The following is a 23206-nucleotide window of genomic DNA, read 5'->3' as shown; positions in this document are numbered from 1 at the left end:
TAATATAATTTATAAAAACAAACTTCTATTCTAGCTTCCGACAACTCTTCATTTCTGTTAGAACAGACCATATAACTAATAAACCCGAGTAACTTAATCTAAAAATACAAGAACTTCATACTTTTGTTTAAATTTTAAAATGTAAAAATGAATAGGCGTGGTGATTAAATGGCTGAATTATCAATCTCTCACCTAGAGACGTTAACATTGAAAGATGTATATGCTCTAGCACGTGAGCACAAAGTTTCTTATTATTCGAAACTAACAAAAAAAGAACTTATTTTTGCTATTCTTAAGGCGCAAGCTGAGAAAGATGGCTACTTATTTATGGATGGTGTACTGGAGATTATTACGTCGGAGGGGTTTGGCTTCTTACGGCCAATCAATTATTCTGCAAGTGCAGAAGACATATATATATCTGCATCACAGATTCGCCGTTTTGATTTAAGAAACGGGGATAAAGTATCTGGAAAGGTACGTCCTCCAAAAGAAAATGAACGCTATTATGGACTTTTGCATGTTGATGCGGTGAATGGCGAAGATCCTGAAACGTCAAAGGAACGTGTGCATTTTCCTGCTTTAACAGCGCTGTACCCTGATCGGTTTATGCAATTGGAAAAGAACACGAAAAGTCTTTCTACCCGGATTATAGATCTGATGACTCCAGTTGGCTTTGGACAGCGTGGTTTAATTGTTGCGCCGCCAAAGGCTGGCAAAACTGTACTATTAAAAGAAATAGCGAATAGTATCTCAGCTAATCACCCAGATGCAAAACTAATTATTCTGCTTGTGGACGAGCGCCCAGAGGAAGTTACCGATATCGAACGATCGGTACATGGTGATGTCGATGTTGTTAGTTCAACATTTGATGAAGGTCCTGAAAGCCATATTAAGGTATCTGAACTAGTATTGGAACGAGCGATGCGATTAGTTGAACATAAACGTGATGTAATTGTATTAATGGACAGTATTACGCGATTAGCACGTGCATACAATCTTGTTATTCCACCAAGTGGCAGAACACTTTCAGGTGGTATTGACCCGGCTGCATTCCATCGTCCTAAACGATTCTTTGGAGCTGCACGTAATATTGAAGAGGGTGGAAGCTTCACGATTCTGGCAACTGCTCTGGTTGATACAGGTTCACGGATGGACGATGTTATTTATGAAGAATTCAAAGGAACAGGTAACATGGAACTGCATCTTGACCGCAGCCTGGCAGAGCGTCGGATATTCCCGGCAATCGATATACTAAAATCAGGCACACGAAAAGAAGAACTGCTTGTCTCTAAAGAACACCTCGATAAAATCTGGGCTATCCGAAAGACGATGCAGGATTCACATAACTTCCTCGATCGCTTCCTGAAACGACTAAGAGCATCGAAGGATAATATGGAATTTTTCCAGCAAATGGACGAAGAAATGAGCCGTAAAGGGATTAAGAAGTAACCTGGCAGTTAAGTAAGCATAGCCTGGAATTGGCCAAGTTGTCTTATCTGAAGGAAGTTTTTTGCTATTGCAATCAATCCTATAGACTGTTATAATCTTTTTATGTGAGTTTAGATAAGGTATTATACCTATGACGGCTCTTGTAATAAACTCTGTTCCAAAGGATTCAGGGCAAAAAGGAGTGGAAAGAGATGAAAAAAGATATTCATCCAGAATACAGAAAAGTTGTGTTTCTTGATACAAGCTCAGATTTTAAATTTATGAGTGGCTCAACACAAGACTCAGAAGAAACAATTGAGTGGGAAGATGGTAATACGTATCCATTGATCCGTGTTGAAATCAGTTCAGATTCACACCCGTTCTACACAGGTAAACAAAAAGCTGACAAAGTTGGCGGACGTGTAGACCGATTCAAGAAAAAATATAATATGAACTAAAAGGCTTAATGAACTGGGGAACCATATATTTTGCACAAAGCGTGCTTTTGTACCCCAGTCTTAAAGCTGGATTGATAAAGGACTGACTAAGTTCAGTCAAAAGTAGAAACAGGCAAAATGTCTAACCTTTGCCTGTTTTTTTACTTCCATTTTTAAACAATGATTTAGTATGTGGGATAGGATAACCTAATATTAGAAAACTTGGCATATCGCTTATACAATTTTTTTAATTGCCAAGGTAAAAGTCCTATCATTATTTGTCGAAATAAATGATTTGTCGAAATAAATGTTAAACTATAATATAAATACATATACGTTGAAGGGAGATCCCGCATATGTACATTATGAAACAAAGTGGCTGGGTAGAAGTAATCTGTGGAAGTATGTTTTCCGGTAAATCAGAAGAACTAATACGCCGCGTTCGCCGTGCAACATACGGCAACTTATCTGTACGCGTATTTAAGCCAGCAATTGATGATCGTTTTGCCGATGATTCAGTTGTAACCCATAACGGCACATCGGCTATTGCTCGCCCTGTCAAAAACTCGGATGAGATCCTGGAAGATATCGATAATGAGGTAGATGTAATCGGTATTGATGAAGTCCAATTTTTTGATGAAAATATTACAGCTGTTGCTGATGAATTAGCAAATAAAGGAATTCGTGTAGTCATAGCAGGTCTGGACACAGATTTTCGCGGGGAACCGTTTGGACCAATGCCAAAATTAATGGCGCTAAGCGAATCGGTGTCCAAGCTTAATGCAATCTGCCCAGTTTGCGGATCGCCTGCAAGCCGAACCCAACGCTTAATTGATGGGAGACCGGCATCATATGATGACCCGGTAATAATGGTAGGTGCATCTGAATCCTATGAACCAAGATGCCGCCATCATCATGAAGTCCCAAACAAACCCAAAAATGAAGTGGTAAAAACCCTATCAAAGTTATCTAAGTAAAAGAGTGCATTAGCGCTCTTTTTTGTATTTGGTTGGAGATGTGTCAGCCTGATTTGGCCTGAAAACTGAATAATCGCTAGTGAGTACTGAATAAGGTGCAACGAAAACTGAATCGGCACGGTTGAAAACTGAATAAACGGCAATCTGACTCGAATTAGACTGAATAATCCAGGTGAAAACTGAATCACCCGAGCAGGGATGCCCCAAGATAGGAAGATTTTCTGCTGAGGCAGAAAATTACCATCTTCTGGATTCGCCCGTTTTTGGCCTGAAAACTGAATAATCGCTAGTGAGTACTGAATCAGGTGCAACGAAAACTGAATCGGCACGGTTGAAATCTGAATAAACGGCAATCTGAGCCAAATCAGACTGAATAATCCAGGTGAAAACTGAATCACCTAAGCAGGGAGCCTCAAGATAACAAAATATTATGCATTCGGCTTATTATGGCTTGAAAACTGAATTACTCGCAAAAAAAACTGAATTCAACAATAAAATTCCCAATATTGTACCCTAGATGGACAAAATTAGTAACGGAAAATCATAAAACTAACTGAATTTTGATATCAAAATATAAAAGTTACCCCTGCTTTTTAAGTGTATTTTTAATTTCTAACGTAAGCATTTACGGTAAAATACTATTTTCATAAAAAGGACCACAAGTTGTATATAACAGTGTATATTAAGTTTATATTACTTGAAAGGTTGTGGAAAAATGATTATTAAACCACATGAAATGAACATCTATAGTTTGAAGTTAGAGGCACTGGGCAGAAGGACGGAAGATTACCACCGAGAAAATAGGAAGATTCAGGATGAAATTGTAAAAACCAAGAGTGGTATAAAGGGAGAACGTGAAATCAGCTATCCTCTTTCGTTTCTTACACCTGAAGATTACTTAATTCTGCATAACCTCCGTGTTCCCAGCTTACAAAGTCACTTTGAAATAGACACTCTTATTCCAAGCAGAAACTATTTTTTAATTGTTGAGGTTAAAAATTGGTATGGCACGTTATATTTTGATGGAGAGAACCAAGTGATTCGCGTAGGAGACGACGGTAAAGAGGAAGGTCTGCCTAATCCAATTCCTCAAGTCCAACTACAGCGCCACAGATTACGGTTATGGCTAGATCAGCAGAACTTCCCACAAATTCCGCTATTATACTTCGTTGTTTTTAGTTCCCCAAGTACGATAATTAAACCATTGTCTCCTAATAATCCTGTTCCGAAAGAGGTTATTCATAGCAATTTACTTTTTCATAAAATAAAAGAATTAAACCGCCAATTCAGGGGTCCGATTTTTGATATGGACATGCTTCAACAACTATCTTCTAAACTACTAGCTGATCATACACCTTATGATAACAATGTTCTTAACAACTTTAGCGTCAAAAGAAGTGAACTGATTAAAGGAGTATTCTGCCCAAAGTGCTCATCGGTACCAATGGAAAGACTGAATCGTAAGTGGCATTGCAGGCATTGTAATCACTTTTCAACAAATGCACATATACCAGCATTGAATGATTATTATTTATTGTTTGGTGAAAACATAACGAACAGGGAGGCGAGGGATTTTCTAATGGTAGACTCTCCTGAGGTGATGAAAAATTTGTTGCTGAACAGCGGCAACAGTTATACTGGTAACACAAAATCAAGGATTTATCGATTAGTGTTAAAATGAGATATTCGAAAACTGAATTAGCGCTATCGAGTGCTGAATCAGGTGCAACGAATACTGAATAAGCTGCAGCGAAAACTGAATAAACGCCACATTTCCCCAAATAAGACTGAATAATTCGTACGAAGACTGAATCGTGCAACAGCGCACTCGTGCAACCGAGCACCAAATTAAGAAGACGCTCTGCAAAGCGCAGATAATCAATCACCAGTCCAAAGTAAACTTTGACCTCCTCACGGGAGTATACTATAATTATACTGTTAATCAGAAAGAGGTGACCGTGGTGTTAGATCGTATACAATCATTGGAAAATCGTTATAATAAGCTTAATGAACTACTTAGTGATCCGGATATTATAAGTGATACGAACAAATTACGGGAGTATTCGAAGGAACAAGCAGGTCTTGAGGAAATCATTCAGGTTTACCGTGAATATAAAGATAAGATGTCACAGTTGGATGATGCGAAAGCTATGCTTGAAGATGACCTTGATGACGAGATGGATGATATGGTTAAAATGGAAATTGAGGAATTAAAAAAAGATACAGAATCGCTGGAAGAGAAGCTGAAAATTCTCCTTCTGCCAAAAGATCCGAACGATGATAAAAACGTTATTATGGAAGTTCGTGGTGCTGCCGGCGGTGATGAAGCGGCTCTATTTGCTGGTGATCTTTACCGTATGTATTCCAAGTATGCCGAGATGCAAGGATGGAAGATCGATGTCATTGAGGCTAGCTCTACAGGAGTTGGCGGGTACAAAGAAATTATTTTTATGATCAATGGTACTGGTGCTTATTCCAAGTTGAAATATGAAAATGGCGCACACCGCGTTCAGCGGGTTCCGGAAACAGAATCTGGTGGCCGAATTCATACATCAACGGCGACAGTAGCTGTGCTGCCTGAAACAGAAGATGTCGAAGTTGATATTCATGAAAAAGATATTCGTGTAGATACATTCGCATCAAGTGGCCCTGGTGGTCAAAGTGTTAACACAACAATGTCTGCTGTTCGACTCACTCATGATCCAACAGGTGTTGTAGTATCATGTCAGGATGAGAAATCACAGATTAAGAACAAGGAAAAAGCAATGAAAGTATTGCGTGCCCGTATTTATGATAAATTCCAGCGTGAGGCACAGGCTGAATATGATGAGCACAGAAAATCAGCAGTTGGTACAGGAGACCGTTCGGAACGTATTCGTACGTATAATTTCCCGCAAACTCGTGTTACCGATCACCGCATTGGTTTAACAATTCAGAAGCTTGACCAGGTATTAGAGGGTAAGTTAGATGACTTTGTTGATGCAATGTTAGTAGAAGAACAAACTAAAAAACTAGAACAAATTGGTGAATAAAATGGAAAAAGAATCCAAACAACATGAAGTCCTTCAACGGGCTTCTCTTTTTTTAAAAAAACATAACCGTGAACCAAGAGTTGCCGAGCTGTTGCTGCAGTATTTTCTTCATGTATCAAGATCCGAATTCTTCATGATGATGCGTGATCCTGTTCCGGTAAAAGTCGCAGCGCAATTTCAGGATGCTATTGAAAAACATGCAGAAACCGGCGTTCCCATCCAGCATATGATTGGTCATGAGGAATTTTACGGCAGGAAATTTAGTGTGAACGAGCATACGCTTATCCCAAGACCTGAAACGGAAGAGCTTGTCCAGCAGGTTATTCAAACTGCAGCAAACGAGCCAATTACAATTGTCGATATTGGAACAGGCAGTGGGATAATTGCTGTAACGCTGGCACTCGAACTCCCAAAGGCGACTGTTTTTGCGACCGATATTTCAGAGGGAGCGCTAACTGTTGCACATCAAAATGCTAAACAATTGGGTGCAGACGTCACATTCCTGCAAGGTGACTTCCTGAAACCGTTCATTGGGAAAAAGGCAGACATTATTGTTTCGAACCCGCCGTATATTGCACATCAGGATAAAGCTGATCTCACTGACACTGTGGGGAAATTTGACCCGGATCTTGCGCTTTTCGCTGATGAGAATGGGTTAGCCGCATATCGTCAAATCATCGCAGATATTCCTTGTGTCATGAATGATTCTGCAGCTGTTTTTTTCGAAATTGGAGAAAGCCAGGGTGAAGCTGTTCGGGATCTTTTAACCGAGGAATTCCCAGCAAGTAACGTGCAAGTCATGAAAGACATCAACAAAAAAGACCGGATAATTCAAGCCCATATCAAAAAATAATAGATTGCTAGTTTAAAATAATAATCCCTTGCCCATACTGTTTGTAAATCAGATGGAGGGGGATCATAACGATGAAGAAACTAGTAATTTCGGCAATTATATTTTTTATTATAATATTATCGATGCCAGTCAAGGGAGTAAGTGATGAGTCACATTCCGATTCTAATATTAAAGTTATACCGGATGAGGCAATTCGGCTACGCATTTTAGCAAATAGTGACAATGAGGAAGATCAGCAATTGAAACGAATGGTCCGCGATGAGGTCAATGCTGTTATTTCCGAATGGGTGAAAGAGATAACGGACATCAATAAGGCGAGAAAATTAATTGAAACACGCATTCCAAAAATTAAAACAATAGTAGCAGAAGTTCTGAAACGGGAAAACAAAGAGCAATCGTATAAGGTAGAATACGGAACAAACGTCACATTTCCAGCAAAATTATATGGAAATTTTCTATATCCGCCTGGTGAGTATGAAGCCGTTTTGATAACGCTTGGTCAAGGTGAAGGTGCTAATTGGTGGTGCGTTCTGTTTCCTCCATTATGTTTTTTGGACTTTTCTAATGGGACAAGTGTAGCCAGTGCAAGTACTGACAAAGAGCTAGATGCCACAGAGGAAACTAAAGAAAATGAAAAAGCTGAAGTAAAATTTTTTCTCTTTGAATGGTTTGGTTGGTCATAGACTTCATAGTTTTTGCATAGAATATTAGAAAGCGTGGCTTATAAGTAAGCTTAAGTTAAAACTATCAAAAATCATAGAGGTGAAAAAAATGAAGCTAATCGCAGCGAACCAAACATCTCAGGAGAAACTGGAAAACTTTCTGAAAAGCAATGACAATGTGGAACAGGATTTATTGAAGAAAAAAGGCTATGTCGTGGAAATTGAGGATAATATTCAAGGGTGCTTTATATTGGATTCCATCGAGGAAGGTATATATTGGCTAAAACAGCTTTATATTACGAAGGACTATGCAAAATCATTACCTGTTTTACTGGAAGCAATTCTAGCAATGGCAAAAGAAAAACAAGCGAAGAAAGTATTTGTACACAGCCACCAGCCAATGGTCGATGTTTTACTGGAAGCATTGCAGTTTTATCCACAAAAAGAAAATGATTTAGTGGATAAAAGCCCAATCGACAAAGGTAGTTGGTGGACTTATAACGTATCTTAATCACATATCCACACTTATGCACAGATTCCTGTGTATAAGGTGTTTAAAAACTGTGGATTTTAAATATAACTTATTAACAATCCCCCGTTAATAAGGCATAATTTGTGGATAGTCTGTGGAAAAACCTCCAACAGGCTATTTTTTTGCTCGTTTTCTAATAGATTCTTGTTAATAAGAATCTATACATTGTTAAGTAATGTGGAAAAATATTTGAGTGAAATACACCGCTCCTGAAATACACTACGCACACCTTAGGGCAACGCTTCAGCTTCCTCGGAAGCAAAAATCGCTTCCTGCGGGATATTCAGCTTTGCTGTTCCCGCTGGAGTCTCTGTCTATTTCCTCCGCTGGATTTTGCTCACTTTAGCCTAAAATGTGAAGTTCTTTTTTAATTTCAGCTGTGGAAAAATACTCATTCAACAATATTTACATAAGGCAGTCAATTTCATAAATACTTATATTCATCATTTATCCGAAAGATTTTGCGAACTATGTTTTACAGCTCGTGAATTCAAAGTGCTAATATTGTTGATTGGAACGGAAGGCAGCGACTCCTGCGGGAATAGCAAACGTTTTTTTGCGATTGAAGTGAAGCGGAATGAGCATGAGCCTTGAGACCCCGCAGTGCGACTAAATGAAGGCCTGACTAAAACCGTCCTTTGCGGACAACGTCGGCAAACCCCTTGCCGGGGCAAGGAGGCCCAAGCCATGCCCGCGGAAAGCGTCCGCCTGTAGTGGAAATCAACAGGCCTTGCACATTTACAAATAATTTGGATTTACAGCATTATTTTTGAATTATGAAATTGATTTAAAAAAGCTATTCTTTTGCCAAAAAAACTGCCATCGACTAAAATTAACGTTAGAAAAGAGGTTCAACGATGGTACAAACAAAACGATGGAATGTACAAACAAATAAAATGACAATCTCAGAAGCGGCAGCCCTACTAAAAGACGGTCAAACAGTAGCATTTCCAACTGAAACGGTCTATGGTTTAGGGGCAGATGCAACCAATGAAACTGCAGTATCAGGAATTTTTGAGGCAAAGGGAAGGCCTGAAGATAATCCGTTAATCGCCCATGTTGCTACAAAAAAGCAATTAACCAGTCTGGTAAGCTCATTATCACCAATTGCAGAAAAGCTGATTGATGCATTCACACCTGGTCCGATAACATTTGTTCTGCCAAGTAATGGAACATGCGCAGAAAATGTAACTGCAGGGTTATCCACAATCGGTGTTCGATTACCAGATCATCCAGTTGCGAACAAATTACTAAAAGAATGCGGCATACCAATTGCAGCTCCGAGTGCAAATGTTTCCGGAAAGCCAAGTCCAACAACAGCAGATCATGTTTGGACAGACTTAAACGGAAAAATTGCTGGACTAGTTGATGGTGGGCCAACTGGAGTTGGCGTTGAATCGACGGTTATCGACTGTACACAGGAAATACCAATCATCCTAAGGCCAGGTGGTATAACGAAAGAACAGCTTGAACAGGTAGTGGGTAAGGTTATGCTTGATCCAGCGCTGGCAAATGTATCCGAAAAGCCAAAAGCACCTGGAATGAAATATCGGCATTATGCGCCAGAAGTGCCGATGTGGCTAGTTGAAGGTTCATCTGAAAAAATGCAGGAAGTAATAAATGATCAGCGAGTTCAACAGAATCGTGTAGGCGTGATGGCAAGTACTCTCACCTCGCACAAACTGGAAGCTGATCGAATTATTTCGCTTGGCGTCGACATAGCGGAAATTGCCGCCAATCTTTATGATGCGTTACGTGAATTTAAGGATGGGGAGATAGATTTAATTCTTTGCGAAACATTTCCAGAAACAAGTATCGGTGAGGCAGTTATGAATCGCCTGAAAAAAGCATCCACAGACTATCTGAAAGAATAACATCACATATTTCCACTTGGACATGCATATAGTTTAATAGCATATCCGAGGAGGATGAAGGATGTCGGCTTATCAGATTGGGGAAATAGTATCACTTTTATTTATGGCACTTGCGTTAGGAATGGATGCATTTTCAGTTAGTTTAGGGATGGGAATGCAACAGGTTCGGCTAAAGCGTATCGCACTCATTGGGCTCATAATTGGATTATTTCATATCATCATGCCATTTATCGGTATCATGCTGGGACAAGCAATCTCCACACAAATTGGGCAGTTCACAACACTTGCTGGAGGTCTGTTACTAGTAGGAATCGGGGCACAAATGGTATTCTCGGCATTTAATCACGGTACGAAAAAAATTGTACAACCAGTCGGAATTGGTTTATTATTTTTTGCCATTAGTGTCAGTCTTGATAGTTTTTCGGTTGGGTTAAGCCTAGGCATGTCTGAAGTAAAAACAATGATAGCACTTATGCTGTTTGGTGTTGTCAGTACGGTACTGACCTGGGCAGGAATGATTTTAGGAAAAAAAGTACATGGATTGCTAGGTGTATACAGTGAGATTTTAGGCGGCAGTATCCTTTTCAGTTTCGGTCTTAATATTCTATTCGGATAAGGTTGATGCGCCGGGTTTTCTGCTTCTGCAGGAGACCTTTTTTAAATGGGGGCAAAACTCGGCGGCTTCGAAGTTTGTAATTTGGTTTTCTAGAAAACAAGCTATAAAATTGTCTGACAATCTCCTTAATTCTATGATATAGTTTTAATGTGGATTTAGATAATCGGAGGTATCCATATGAAAATATTGTTCGTGTGTACAGGTAATACGTGCCGGAGCCCAATGGCAGAAGCATTAATTAAACATAAAATGCCTGACATTCAGGTGCAGTCGGCGGGGATTTTTGCAGGGGAAAATCAACGTCCGAATAACTATGCAATCCAAGCCCTGCTTGAACGTGGAATAACTTTGGACACTAAATCACAACCTGTAACAGATAAGCTCTTGCATTCGTCAGACTTAGTGATCACAATGACGACGCAACATAAGCAGTCCCTAATTTTGCAGCATCCTAATTTTCAGGACAAATATTTCACGCTGAAAGAGTACGTATCAGAAGCGGATAAAAAAGTATGGAATGAGCTTAAAAAGGCCTATGCTGACTATGAAGAGAAACGATCCCAGTTTATCCACAAAAATCAGCATGAGCTTAAGAATCATCGCTTGGAAGAAGAGCTTACAAAACATTTACAGGATGACATTGAGCACATTCGGAAATTAGAGGCTAACTTGATAAATTATGATATTTCCGATCCATTCGGAGGCGATTTTAAAACATATCAAGCGACCCTAGAGGAACTGGAAAAGCATATTGATTTACTGCATAAGAAAATTAACAATCCTAACACTTAAAAAATGAAACGATTTGATGCATAATAAAAGTAGGACAATTCCAACAGGAGAAGGAGAGATGGGCGATGAAAGTTATTTTAACAGCAGACCATGCGGGTATGACAATTCGCAATGAAGTGAAAAACCTGTTGGACGAAATGAACATTGAATACGAAGACACAGGTTGTTCATGCGAAACATCAGTTGATTATCCAGACTATTCATTACCTGCCGCTGAACGTGTTGCCAGTGGTGAATTTGACCGCGGTATCTTTATTTGCGGAACAGGGATTGGCATGTCAATTTCAGCAAATAAAGTAAAAGGTATAAGATGTGCACTGACACATGATGTTTATAGTGCCAAATTAACCCGCCAGCACAATGATTCCAATGTTCTTGCAATGGGTGAGCGGGTAATTGGCCCAGGTCTTGGCCGCGAAATCGCCAAAACATGGCTGGAAACTGAATTTGACGGCGGGCGTCACGCAAATCGTATTGGAAAAATCACATCATACGAAGATAAATAAATCTCCTTAAACAGGAAGGTGAATTATGATGGCAGATTTAATACAGACAGTAGAGCGTGGTGTTGAAGCTGTTGTTACCGAATGGATTGACAGTGGCCATCTTAAACAGGGCGATCTATTTGTAGTTGGTTGTTCAACAAGTGAAGTAGCTGGTTCACAAATAGGCACGTCAGGAAATGAAGAAATTGCTGCAGTTATTTTTAAAACGTTAACAAGGCTTAAGGAGCAAACCGGCGTTCAGCTCATTTTTCAATGCTGTGAACATCTGAACCGATCTTTGGTTATGGAGAAAGAAACAATGCAACAGCAACGACTTGATGAGGTTGCCGTTATCCCGGTGCGAACAGCAGGTGGATCGATGGCAACGTTTGCTTATAAGAATTTAAATGAACCAGTTGTTGTTGAGACCGTCCAGGCAAACAGTGGGATGGATATAGGTGAAACAATGATTGGCATGCACTTAAGGCAAGTAGCAGTACCAATCCGGTTTGAACAACGGATGGTTGGAGATGCACGGGTGACCACTGCGCGAACACGGCCAAAATTAATTGGCGGGAAGCGAGCAGTATATGAAGATATCGATTTAAATAATCGTTGCACTTAATTGACACAAGGGGGAAGTAAAATGGAACATGTTAAACAAGCAGACAATGAAATATACGAGGCAATTCAAGCAGAAAAAACGCGCCAGCATGAAAAAATTGAACTAATCGCATCTGAGAATTTCGTATCTGAAGCAGTTATGGAGGCAATGGGGTCGGTACTGACAAACAAATATGCAGAAGGATACCCGGGCAAACGCTATTACGGTGGCTGTGAGCATGTTGATGTCGTGGAAAATCTGGCACGTGATCGCGCGAAGAAATTGTTTGATGCAGAACATGCCAACGTTCAGCCGCATTCAGGTGCGCAAGCGAATATGGCAGTTTATTTTACCGCGCTGGAACCAGGTGATACGGTTCTGGGGATGAACTTGAACCATGGTGGTCACCTAACACATGGTAGCCCAGTCAATTTCAGTGGTAAGCTTTATAATTTTGTTGACTATGGTGTCGATAAAGAAACAGAGCAGCTTGATTATGAAGCAGTTTTAGAACAGGCAAAAGAAGTACAGCCTAAGCTGATTGTTGCAGGTGCCAGTGCCTATTCACGTGAAATTGACTTTGGCAAATTCCGCGAAATTGCCGATGCTGTAGGTGCATATCTCATGGTTGATATGGCACACATCGCTGGTCTTGTAGCTTCAGGCCTTCACTCTAATCCGGTGCCACATGCGGATTTCGTCACAACTACAACACATAAAACATTACGTGGCCCACGTGGCGGGATGATTCTTTGTAAAGAAGAATACGCTAAAAAAATCGATAAATCCGTTTTCCCTGGTATGCAGGGTGGTCCGTTAATGCATGTGATTGCTGCAAAAGCAACCTCATTTAAAGAAGCATTATCAGATGATTTTAAAAAATACTCTAAGCAAATCATTGAAAATGCAAAAACATTGGGTGAAGCATTGACGAAAGAAGGAGTTCGCGTTGTTTCAGGTGGGACAGACAATCATTTGTTATTACTCGATGTTACACCGCTGGAGCTTACAGGTAAGGTAGCTGAGAAAGTACTGGATGAAATTGGTATTACAACGAATAAAAACACAATTCCATTTGATACGGAAAGTCCATTCGTAACCAGTGGTGTCCGAATTGGTACTGCTGCTGTCACAACACGTGGTTTTGCTGAAGCAGAAATGAAAGAAATTGCATCAATTATTTCATTTACGCTAAGAAATCACGAAGATGAAGTTAAATTAAGTGAAGCTGCAGATCGCGTTATGGCGTTGACTGGCAAGTTTCCGCTATACGCATAATAATTCAGGATGTTCCTTTATGAGGAGCATCCTTTTTGGCAGATAAGAAAGTAGTACTACTTTCTTACTGCATAAGTGCAACTAAGGCAATTCGCCCAAAGGCTTGCACTCCAGAGTATAAGGGGTTCTAAGAAAGCAAAATACGCTTTCAATAAGAATCCCTTTAACGGATACCAATTTTTCTAACAATATTTTAAAAGTAACTGGTTAAAAAAGTTATTTTAACGGTTCACTTGAAAGCTTGTCCGTTTTTCAGTACAATTTTAAAGATGCAACTATTAATAAGGAGTGATCAGCAAAATGGGAAATGTGCACGTACTGGATCATCCGTTAATTCAACATAAGTTAACGTACATAAGAGAGAAGACTACAGGAACAAAGGAATTTCGTGAGCTTGTTGACGAGGTTGCAATGTTAATGGCATTTGAAATCACAAGAAATTTGCCACTGCAGGAAAAAACAATCAATACACCAGTGATGGAAACACAAACAAAAGTATTAGCTGGTAAAAAAATTGGGCTTATTCCAATCCTTCGTGCCGGCCTTGGAATGGTTGATGGCGTATTGAAGCTGATTCCGGCAGCAAAAGTCGGACATGTTGGTTTATACCGCGATCCGGAAACCCTGAAACCGGTAGAGTATTACATTAAACTGCCATCAGATATTGAAGAGCGTGAATTAATCGTAATTGATCCAATGCTTGCTACCGGCGGATCGGCAAATGATGCAATTCATTCCCTGAAAAAGCGTGGAGCTAAACAAATCCGCCTAATGTGTCTGATTGCTGCACCTGAAGGCGTAGAAGTAATTAAAGAAGAGCATCCGGATGTTGATATTTACCTTGGAGCCCTTGATGAAAAATTAGATGATAAAGGCTATATACGACCGGGCCTTGGTGATGCCGGAGACAGGCTGTTTGGTACAAAATAAGTTTAAGGTGGAAATATAATGAGTAGACGCATTAAAGTCATGACAATATTTGGAACGAGGCCGGAAGCAATCAAAATGGCACCGCTTGTTCTTGAATTGAAAAAACGCCCAGATGAATTTGAGCCAATTGTAGCCGTTACTGCACAGCATCGGGAAATGCTCGACCAGGTGCTGGATATTTTCGGGATAACACCTGATTTCGATTTAAATATTATGAAACAGAAGCAGTCATTGGCACAAATCACAACACGAGCACTAGAGGGTCTGGACGAGGTTATGAAAGATACCAAGCCAGATATTGTACTTGTCCATGGTGACACGACTACAACGTTCGCTGCTTCCCTTGCTGGTTACTACAATCAAATTGCAGTTGGACATGTTGAGGCAGGCTTACGCACCTGGGATAAATATTCACCTTACCCAGAGGAAATGAATCGTCAGCTGACTGGCGTTATGGCAGATTTACATTTTGCACCAACTGATAGATCAATGCAAAACCTATTGGAGGAAAATAAACCGTATGACCGGATTTTTGTTACTGGAAATACAGCAATAGATGCGTTGAAAACAACAGTTGACGAATCCTACTCGAGCCCGATAATAGATGCACTTGGTGATAAGCGGTTAGTTCTTATGACGGCACATCGCCGGGAAAATCTCGGTAATAATATGGAGCAAATGTTCCGCGCTATAAAACGACTTGTTGAAACACATGATGACGTTCAGGTCGTTTATCCGGTCCATTTGAATCCAGTTGTTCAACAAACCGCAAATGATATCTTAGGTGATGACGGTCGTATAAAATTGATTGAGCCACTTGGTGTGGTTGATTTTCATAATTTTGCTGCCAGGTCTCATTTAATTATGACTGATTCAGGCGGGGTCCAGGAAGAAGCGCCATCGCTTGGAGTACCTGTTCTTGTTCTGCGTGATACAACTGAGCGTCCTGAAGGTATAGACGCCGGAACTTTAAAACTCGCAGGAACTGATGAAGATACTATTTTTGATTTGGCTAATGAATTATTGAGTGATGAAGAGGCTCATCTGAAAATGGCTAAGGCCTCCAACCCATATGGTGATGGAGAAGCTTCCCGAAAAATAGCCGACGCGATAGCGGGATATTTTAATAGCTAACAGATAAGAGACTGGGAAAAAGTGTCTAGTCAGAGTATAATCCGAACTATGATTCGAAATTCTTTAATAGAATTCGAATCAGTTCGGATTTTTTGTTGCAGGCATAACTTACTTTCTAACTGCAAAAGTGTAACTATGGCATTCACCAAGAGACTTGGTGAATGCCTAGTTTTATAATGATGCTGATATTCTCTAAAAACTCTCGTCCCTCCGTCCGGGGTCGCTACGGGCGGATGCGCACCTTAGGGCACGACCTCAGCCTCCTCGAGAAGACCACTCTGCGGGGTCTTCGGACACGTGCTGTTCCCGCTGGAGTCACCGCCCTCCGCTCACCCGGACTAGTGTAGCTGTTACACAATTATTCTATAGCGATTCCTATTTCAGTCAACAGCGTAGTGTATTTCCGGAGCGATATAATACCACTCAAACTTTTGAAAAGATACTTCGCAGTACATAGCAGCTCCGTATTAGACCCACCATTAAAGATGAGCGTGCGTTCCAAATATCCTATCCTCTTATTACTCGTCTTTTAAGTGGTAAATTCAAGTCATGTCTCAGCCTCATTTCCGTAAGCAGGTAAGAACCTATTTTTCCTACTGGCTTACACAAGAAAAACCTAACATCCCATGCATGAATCCTCCACTTTTTCCCCATAATAAATGGATAGCTTCCACTTACAAAAGGAGACCATCCGCCATGCGTTTTTTCCTAACTATACTCTTAATTTCCATAACCATATTGCCTGCATCCAACTACGCAATGGACGATAAAACCGCATCCGTCATCATTGAAGTTGAAGGTGATCCATCTGAACATAAAAAATACCTGGAAGTGTATCATCCCTACATAAAAGTTATTGAAACATATGAGACACTTTTCAATGGAATAGCACTTCAGGCGACTCCCAAGAGACTGGAAAAAATGGAGTCGCTTGAATTTATTAAAGCAATTCATCCCGTTACTACATATCAAACACAATACGAGCCGCTAAAAGAGAATGCGGAAAATGCAGTTATTCCTGCCTCTCTTAATGACACTAAATATACGGGAGAAGGTGTACAGGTTGCCGTAGTTGACACAGGGATTGACTATGAGCACCCTGATCTTGCGTCAAATTATGTGGCCGGTTTTGACCTGGTAGATCTTGACGATGATCCGATGGAAACAATTCAATCACAAGGAATGCCAACGCTTCATGGTACACATGTCGCAGGAATAATTGCAGCAAATGGTGAACTAAAAGGTGTTGCTCCACAAGCCGATTTATATGCGTATCGTGCTCTTGGTCCAGGTGGTCGCGGAACATCTGTACAAGTGATTGCTGCCTTGGAACAGGCGGTGGATGATGGAGCAGATATCATTAATCTCTCCCTGGGAAATACAGTGAATGGTCCTGACTTTCCAACAAGTGTCGCTGTGAACCGTGCCGTTGAACTTGGTGTCGCTGTCGTTATTGCTAATGGAAATAACGGTCCGGGCAACTGGACAGTGGGATCACCAGCGACCGCGAAAAATGCGTTGTCTGTTGGAGCGTCAGCTAATCCGCAAACAGTACCATATTTATATGAAACATTGGAAGATAAAAAAATTAAACTATCGCAAATGGCAGGGTCAATACCATGGAATTTTACAACAGACTATCAGATCGCGCCACTGACCAGTAAAGATGTCAAAGGTAAAATAGCTGTTACCCAGCGCGGTAAAATCCCTTTTTACAAAAAGGCAAAAATGGCGGAGGATGCTGGAGCAATTGCCGTGCTTATTTCCAATAATGAGACTGGAATATTTCAGGGATCGGTTCAGAATGTGGAGAAACCAGTCCAGATCCCTGTGGCAGCCATATCGAAACAAGATGGCGAATGGCTGGAAAAATACACGACGAACAAAACAGTATATATGGAGACACAGTATGAAAAGACCAAGCAGGCTATCGCTGATTTTAGCTCGCGGGGTCCTGTTACCGTTAACTGGGATTTGAAGCCAGAAGTAATTGCACCTGGCACTAATATTTTAAGCACCGTTCCTGGGGGGTACCAGGAGCTGCAGGGAACAAGTATGGCGGCACCGCACGTAACAGGTGCGATGGCGCTCCTTAAAGAAGCACATCCAGACTGGACAATTGAGCAGCTTACCGGTGCGTTGAAAACCACCGCAAGCAGAATTAATATAAATCAATCACTGCCTTTTGATCCAAACGTTCAGGGAATGGGTAAAATTCAACCGCAGAAAGCAATCCATACACCAACTATCATCCATAACCCACTGCTTTCATTCGAAAAAGTTAAGGATTACAAAGAAACAAAAACTATTGAACTCACCATCGAAAATAACTCGAAGCAGGCGCAAGCTTATGCATTTACTATACCCAAGCAGCAAAAAGGACTTAGCTGGAAGCTGCCACAGACATTTACAATTCCTAAAGGTGAAACGAAGAAGGTTCCCGTTGAGCTGAGTATTAACAGTACATTATTAAAAAAAGGACTGCATCAGGGATGGCTAACATTAACGCAGGATGATGAAAACTATCATTTACCATATTTGTTTGTTAATGGAACGGCCGATTACCCTAAAGCGATGGGATTTGATTTTTCATTAAAGCCATTTTCAGATGATCAATTTGTCTATCAGCTTTACATAACAGATCCTGCAAAAAGAGTCGATGTAAAGTTATACAATCCCGAAACCCTGATTTTTGACCGATTATTCCTGCAAAAGGATGACGTCAGTGTCGGTATGAATGAAGGCTATTTGAAGGAATCAGATTTAGGAAAGCCCGGAAAATACCTGGCAGTTATTACAGTTCATTTAGAGAATGGGGGGCTTGAAAGTTATCAAACCGTGATCTATATTCAATAATCAAATTCGACAGAAAACTGTTCACAGAATCGTCATTAAATTGAGGGGTGATTTCATTTATAATAGTGGGTAAGAAACAGTTATGGGATTCGCCTGTATTTCGTAAAAACACCGCCCTAAAATTGGCAACGGCACAGGCAGTTTTTCCCTGTCATTCTAATTGACAATGGAGTAAGGCTAATGTACACTAATCAAGTGTGGAATGATAAGGTTTACACTATGCTGAAGTAATTATGTTTTTTTATAGAATCATGCTACATAAGTGTACCAAATTTATTCTGCATCAGCAGTGATGTATCTCACTTATTTTGACTAGTAAGAATTTTTAGGTGAGGTATATTTCGACAAGCTTTTTTTAAAGGGCTTGACTACGAACAATCTATTTTACGCGAAATCACAGGAGAAGAGTCTAATCATGTCGAATTATCAAAATATGGCCACTCGACAACGTAAGTGGATGTTCTACCTTCTCGCAATATTGGTACTTGGAGCAGGGTTTACCCAATACCAGAGTATCTTCCTCGGACTTCTTTTAGGAAGCATTGTAAGTTTTTATAATTTATGGCTTTTACAAAGGAAAACAAACGACTTTGCAGAGTCTGTAGAAAAGAACCAATCCGCAAGAGGGCTCGGTACTGTGTCGCGACTGGCAGCAGTAGCATTAGCCGTTATTATCGCACTTCGCTTTGAAGAACATTTTCATATTATTGCTGTTTTAATTGGATTAATGACATCCTATCTCGTCATTATAATAGATTTTGTTATGTTCAAATCTAAAGAGTAGTGCATGGAAGAGGGGTGAAGAAAGTGGATCATGAAGCACCATTAGCATTAGATGTATTTGGAATATCATGGCTTGATTTTAATTTATCCAACGTATTGATGATGGCAATCGCCTCACTTATTGTGTTCATTCTATGTGTGCTTGGTTCCAGAAAGCTTCAAATGAAGCCAACTGGTGCACAGAACTTTATGGAATGGGTCATTGATTTTGTTAAAGGAATGATTAATGACACGATGGATTGGAAAACAGGTAAGGTATTCTTGCCTCTTGGCCTGACACTCATCACATACATCCTAGTAAGTAACTTAATGGGTGTTGTGACGATGGCTACATTTGGTCATGACTTATGGTGGAAATCACCAACATCTGACCCTGGTATCACACTGACGCTGTCAACAATGGTCATCGTTTTAACCCATTACTATGGGATTAAAGTGCGAGGGGTAAAAGAGTACGGAAAAGATTATGTACGTCCATTCCCTGTGTTCCTACCAATAAAGATCATTGAAGAATTCGCCAACACACTAACATTAGGCCTTCGTCTATTTGGTAACATTTATGCTGGGGAAGTTCTGCTTGGGTTATTAGCAGCTACGACATCAGCAGGTATTTGGGGATTCCTTGGCGGAGCAATTCCAATGTTGGCATGGCAAGGGTTTAGCTTGTTCATCGGCACAATCCAGGCATTTATTTTCACAATGCTGACAATGGTTTATATGTCGCATAAAGTGTCAAGCGACCACTAAGCAATATTAAATTAGTTAATTCCCCTGTTTTGGCAGAACATATCTGCTTGAACAGGAAATTATTAGTTACACTTGTGCAGGAAGAAAGGATTTATACTTTCTGATCTGCAAAAAAAATTTTATAACAATTTTGAGGAGGATTTATATTATGAGTGCTTTAGCAGCAGCAGTAGCAGTAGGTTTAGCGGCATTAGGTGCCGGTGTAGGTAACGGTTTGATCGTAAGTCGTACGGTTGAGGGAATTGCACGTCAGCCAGAACTTAAAAGTCAACTTCAAACAACAATGTTTATTGGTGTAGGTTTGGTTGAGGCAATGCCGATCATCGCGGTAGTAATCGCGCTAATGGTAATGTAATTTAACGATAAATTAATTTAAGGGCGAAGCGTGTTCATTTTAAGATTACCTTCGCCGTTGTTTTCAATTCAGTACTAACAAGAACTATTTTAATGCCCAATAAGTAACGTGAAAGGAGTGAATTTTGTGCAAGCATTCACTGGGTTTACTACTATTTATGCATCACTTGGTGGCCTTCAGGTTGGGGATATGCTGACACAACTGTTCTTCTTTATCGTATTGCTTATACTATTACGTAAATTTGCATGGGGCCCGTTAATGGGAGTAATGCAAGAACGTGAAGAATATGTAGCAAATGAAATAGAAGCAGCAGAAAAAAGCCGTGCTGAGGCTGAAAAGTCATCACAAGAGGCTGCAGCTCAACTGAAGCAAACAAAACAAGAAGCACAGAAAATCATTGAAGATGCAAAAAGTGCTGGTGTGAAGCAAGAGAAGGATATTGTAGAGTCTGCACGCAACGAAGCAGATCGTATCAAGAAATCAGCTCAGGAAGAAATTGAGAATGAAAAAGAAAAAGCACTTCAAGCACTTCAGGATAAGGTGGCTTCATTATCTGTTCTTATAGCAAGTAAAGTTATTGAAAAAGAAATAAGTGAACAAGATCAAGAGAAATTGATCAACGAATATATTAAAGAGGCAGGAGAAGAGTAATGAGTGAAGCAGTAGTTGCCAAACGTTATGCAGACGCTCTTTTTCAGCTCGGAAATGAACAAGGGAAAGTAGAACAGCTAGTAGAAGAATTTCATGTTCTAAAAGAAGTATTTGAAACGAATAGTAAACTTTTAACATTCCTGAAGCATCCACGTGTTAATAATGCGGAGAAGAAACAATTTATCGATGAAGTGTTTCATGATTTCTCAAATAATGTCGTTCATACCTTAAAGATTCTTGCAGAACGTCATCGCATTGAGATCGTACCAGACATTATTGGCCATTTTATCCACTTGGTAAACGATGCAAAAGGAATTGCAGAAGCTACAGTATATTCTGTTCGTGAACTAACTGATGCTGAAAAACAGGAGCTTGAGAACACATTTGCCAAACGATTTAACAAACAAGCAATCAAGCTGAATAATATTGTTGATCCATCTATTATAGGCGGCATTAAGCTACGCATTGGTAACACCATATATGATGGAACAGTCAGTGGAAAACTAAAGCGTATCGAACGGAGTATTGTAACTGCAAATTAAAGAAGATAGGGGTGAAATGGTATGAGCATCAAAGCTGAAGAAATCAGTAGTCTGATTAAACAGCAAATTGAGAGTTTTGACTCGGAAATTGAAGTAAGTGATGTCGGAACGGTTATAGAAGTCGGAGACGGTATCGCTCGTGCTCATGGTCTTGACGATGTCATGGCTGGTGAGCTTGTTGAATTTTCAAACGGTGTAATGGGTATGTCGCAAAACCTTGAAGAAAGTAATGTTGGTATCGTTATTTTAGGCCCATATACAGATATCAAAGAAGGCGATGTAGTACGCCGAACAGGCAGAATCATGCAAGTACCAGTTGGTGAGGAGTTACTTGGACGCGTAGTTAACCCTCTTGGCCAAACAATTGATGGAAAAGGTCCAGCTGAAACAACTAAATCACGTCCGATTGAATCTGCGGCACCAGGTGTTATGGATCGTAAATCAGTTGATGAACCACTGCAAACAGGTATTAAAGCAATTGACGCGCTTGTACCAATTGGCCGTGGGCAACGTGAGCTTATTATTGGGGACCGTCAAACAGGTAAAACAACTGTAGCGGTTGATACGATTATAAACCAAAAAGATCAGGATATGATCTGTATTTATGTTGCAATCGGTCAAAAAGAATCAACTGTCAGAGGTACTGTTGAAACATTCCGTCGCCACGGTGCATTGGATAACACAATTGTAGTAACTGCAGGTGCATCAGACCCTGCGCCATTACTATACTTAGCTCCATATACAGGTGTATCGATGGGCGAAGAATTTATGTATAACGGTAAGCATGTACTGGTTGTTTATGATGACTTATCAAAACAGGCAGCAGCATATCGTGAACTTTCATTATTACTACGTCGCCCGCCAGGCCGTGAAGCATTCCCAGGGGATGTTTTCTACTTACATTCACGCCTGTTGGAACGTGCTGCGAAGTTAAATGATGACAAAGGCGGCGGTTCGTTAACTGCACTGCCATTTGTTGAAACACAAGCAGGCGATATTGGTGCATATATCCCAACAAACGTAATTTCCATTACCGACGGACAGATTTTCTTACAATCTGACTTGTTCTTCTCTGGTGTTCGGCCAGCGATTAACGCAGGTTTATCTGTATCCCGTGTTGGTGGTTCCGCACAAATTAAAGCAATGAAAAAAGTAGCAGGTACGTTACGTCTTGACCTTGCATCATTCCGTGAGCTGGAAGCATTCGCACAGTTTGGCTCTGATCTTGATAAGGCAACAAAAGCTAAACTGGATCGTGGAGCACGTACAGTTGAAGTACTTAAACAGGGGTTAAATAAGCCAATAGCTGTTGAAAAACAGGTAATGATTATTTATGCACTTACAAAAGGCTTCCTGGATGATATTCCTACAGATGATATCACACGTTTTGAAAGTGAATTCCATCTATGGTTAGACGAAAATAGCAAAGAATTGCTTGCATCTATCCGTGACACTGGGAAATTACCAGAAGCAGATCAAATGAATGATGCAGTTGAGTCATTTAAAAAGACATTCTTACCTAGTGAGTAATCGATATAATGTAATTGCCCAGAATTAAAAGGAAGTTCGGCTAAAAACGTTACAACATGTGACAAAGTCGAACTAACCTGCATCCTTGAAAAAGGAAACCCCTTTTTC

The 23206-nt window shown here is 40.3% G+C and carries 23 protein-coding genes; all 23 read left to right on the top strand.

The window, feature by feature from the left end; all coding sequences use genetic code 11:
• Positions 1–168 precede the first annotated feature (168 nt).
• The 23 genes from rho to atpA all read left to right on the top strand — a co-directional run bounded on the left by rho (position 169) and on the right by atpA (position 23098).
• On the top strand, positions 169–1449 hold the full coding sequence (rho, locus tag ACTWQM_RS03765; protein WP_443256818.1) for a transcription termination factor Rho: 1281 nt from the start codon (positions 169–171) through the stop codon (positions 1447–1449).
• Positions 1450–1640: 191 nt separating this feature from the next.
• Complete coding sequence (locus tag ACTWQM_RS03760; RefSeq protein ID WP_375053777.1) at positions 1641–1886, top strand: type B 50S ribosomal protein L31; 246 nt, start codon at positions 1641–1643, stop codon at positions 1884–1886.
• A gap of 335 nt (positions 1887–2221) precedes the next feature.
• Positions 2222–2842 (top strand): thymidine kinase, encoded by a 621-nt coding sequence (locus tag ACTWQM_RS03755; RefSeq protein WP_443256817.1) that lies wholly within the window; start codon positions 2222–2224, stop codon positions 2840–2842.
• A gap of 715 nt (positions 2843–3557) precedes the next feature.
• Positions 3558–4523 (top strand): nuclease-related domain-containing protein, encoded by a 966-nt coding sequence (locus ACTWQM_RS03750; protein WP_443256816.1) that lies wholly within the window; start codon positions 3558–3560, stop codon positions 4521–4523.
• Between the two features lie 280 nt (positions 4524–4803).
• Positions 4804–5874: a peptide chain release factor 1 gene (prfA, locus tag ACTWQM_RS03745; RefSeq protein WP_443256815.1), complete on the top strand. Its 1071-nt coding sequence runs from the start codon at positions 4804–4806 to the stop codon at positions 5872–5874.
• Between the two features lies 1 nt (position 5875).
• Positions 5876–6727, top strand: coding sequence for a peptide chain release factor N(5)-glutamine methyltransferase (gene prmC / locus ACTWQM_RS03740; protein ID WP_443256814.1), 852 nt, complete (start codon positions 5876–5878; stop codon positions 6725–6727).
• A 71-nt stretch (positions 6728–6798) separates the two neighbouring features.
• Positions 6799–7410, top strand: a complete 612-nt coding sequence (spoIIR, locus tag ACTWQM_RS03735; RefSeq protein WP_443256813.1) for a stage II sporulation protein R — start codon at positions 6799–6801, stop codon at positions 7408–7410.
• 88 nt (positions 7411–7498) lie between these two features.
• Complete coding sequence (locus ACTWQM_RS03730) at positions 7499–7900, top strand: GNAT family N-acetyltransferase (protein ID WP_443256812.1); 402 nt, start codon at positions 7499–7501, stop codon at positions 7898–7900.
• A gap of 878 nt (positions 7901–8778) precedes the next feature.
• Entirely contained in the window at positions 8779–9795 is a 1017-nt protein-coding gene (locus ACTWQM_RS03725; RefSeq protein WP_443256811.1) for an L-threonylcarbamoyladenylate synthase, read from the top strand.
• Positions 9796–9856: 61 nt separating this feature from the next.
• Positions 9857–10411, top strand: coding sequence for a manganese efflux pump MntP (locus ACTWQM_RS03720; protein ID WP_443256810.1), 555 nt, complete (start codon positions 9857–9859; stop codon positions 10409–10411).
• A gap of 177 nt (positions 10412–10588) precedes the next feature.
• Complete coding sequence (locus tag ACTWQM_RS03715; protein WP_443256809.1) at positions 10589–11203, top strand: low molecular weight protein arginine phosphatase; 615 nt, start codon at positions 10589–10591, stop codon at positions 11201–11203.
• A 65-nt stretch (positions 11204–11268) separates the two neighbouring features.
• Positions 11269–11709, top strand: coding sequence for a ribose 5-phosphate isomerase B (gene rpiB, locus ACTWQM_RS03710; RefSeq protein ID WP_375053768.1), 441 nt, complete (start codon positions 11269–11271; stop codon positions 11707–11709).
• A 25-nt stretch (positions 11710–11734) separates the two neighbouring features.
• Positions 11735–12313 carry a TIGR01440 family protein gene (locus ACTWQM_RS03705; RefSeq protein ID WP_443256808.1) on the top strand — a complete coding sequence of 193 codons (579 nt, stop codon included), beginning with the start codon at positions 11735–11737 and terminating at the stop codon, positions 12311–12313.
• 21 nt (positions 12314–12334) lie between these two features.
• Complete coding sequence (gene glyA / locus ACTWQM_RS03700; RefSeq protein WP_443256807.1) at positions 12335–13570, top strand: serine hydroxymethyltransferase; 1236 nt, start codon at positions 12335–12337, stop codon at positions 13568–13570.
• Between the two features lie 300 nt (positions 13571–13870).
• Entirely contained in the window at positions 13871–14500 is a 630-nt protein-coding gene (gene upp, locus ACTWQM_RS03695) for a uracil phosphoribosyltransferase (protein ID WP_443256806.1), read from the top strand.
• An 18-nt stretch (positions 14501–14518) separates the two neighbouring features.
• Positions 14519–15634, top strand: coding sequence for a non-hydrolyzing UDP-N-acetylglucosamine 2-epimerase (gene wecB, locus ACTWQM_RS03690; RefSeq protein ID WP_443256805.1), 1116 nt, complete (start codon positions 14519–14521; stop codon positions 15632–15634).
• A 759-nt stretch (positions 15635–16393) separates the two neighbouring features.
• Positions 16394–18490, top strand: a complete 2097-nt coding sequence (locus ACTWQM_RS03685) for a S8 family serine peptidase (protein WP_443256804.1) — start codon at positions 16394–16396, stop codon at positions 18488–18490.
• Between the two features lie 415 nt (positions 18491–18905).
• Positions 18906–19274 (top strand): ATP synthase subunit I, encoded by a 369-nt coding sequence (locus ACTWQM_RS03680; protein ID WP_443256803.1) that lies wholly within the window; start codon positions 18906–18908, stop codon positions 19272–19274.
• A 23-nt stretch (positions 19275–19297) separates the two neighbouring features.
• The gene (atpB, locus tag ACTWQM_RS03675) at positions 19298–20020 is read left to right on the top strand and encodes a F0F1 ATP synthase subunit A (RefSeq protein ID WP_443256802.1); all 723 of its coding nucleotides are present in this window, start codon (positions 19298–19300) and stop codon (positions 20018–20020) included.
• 148 nt (positions 20021–20168) lie between these two features.
• A complete protein-coding gene (gene atpE / locus ACTWQM_RS03670) occupies positions 20169–20375 on the top strand; it encodes a F0F1 ATP synthase subunit C (protein ID WP_092491454.1) in 207 nt (68 codons plus the stop codon).
• A 126-nt stretch (positions 20376–20501) separates the two neighbouring features.
• Entirely contained in the window at positions 20502–21026 is a 525-nt protein-coding gene (gene atpF, locus ACTWQM_RS03665) for a F0F1 ATP synthase subunit B (RefSeq protein WP_443256801.1), read from the top strand.
• Complete coding sequence (locus ACTWQM_RS03660) at positions 21026–21568, top strand: F0F1 ATP synthase subunit delta (RefSeq protein ID WP_443256800.1); 543 nt, start codon at positions 21026–21028, stop codon at positions 21566–21568. The genes atpF and ACTWQM_RS03660 overlap by 1 nt, the downstream gene beginning before the upstream one ends.
• Before the next feature lie 21 nt (positions 21569–21589).
• Positions 21590–23098 carry a F0F1 ATP synthase subunit alpha gene (atpA, locus tag ACTWQM_RS03655; RefSeq protein WP_443256799.1) on the top strand — a complete coding sequence of 503 codons (1509 nt, stop codon included), beginning with the start codon at positions 21590–21592 and terminating at the stop codon, positions 23096–23098.
• Positions 23099–23206: the final 108 nt, after the last annotated feature.

Origin of the sequence: Virgibacillus sp. L01, from assembly GCF_052246775.1 — a bacterium.
Taxonomy (GTDB): domain Bacteria; phylum Bacillota; class Bacilli; order Bacillales; family Amphibacillaceae; genus Lentibacillus.
The sequence above is the reverse complement of the archived record's forward strand: the minus strand, read 5'-3'. Positions and strand labels throughout refer to the sequence as shown.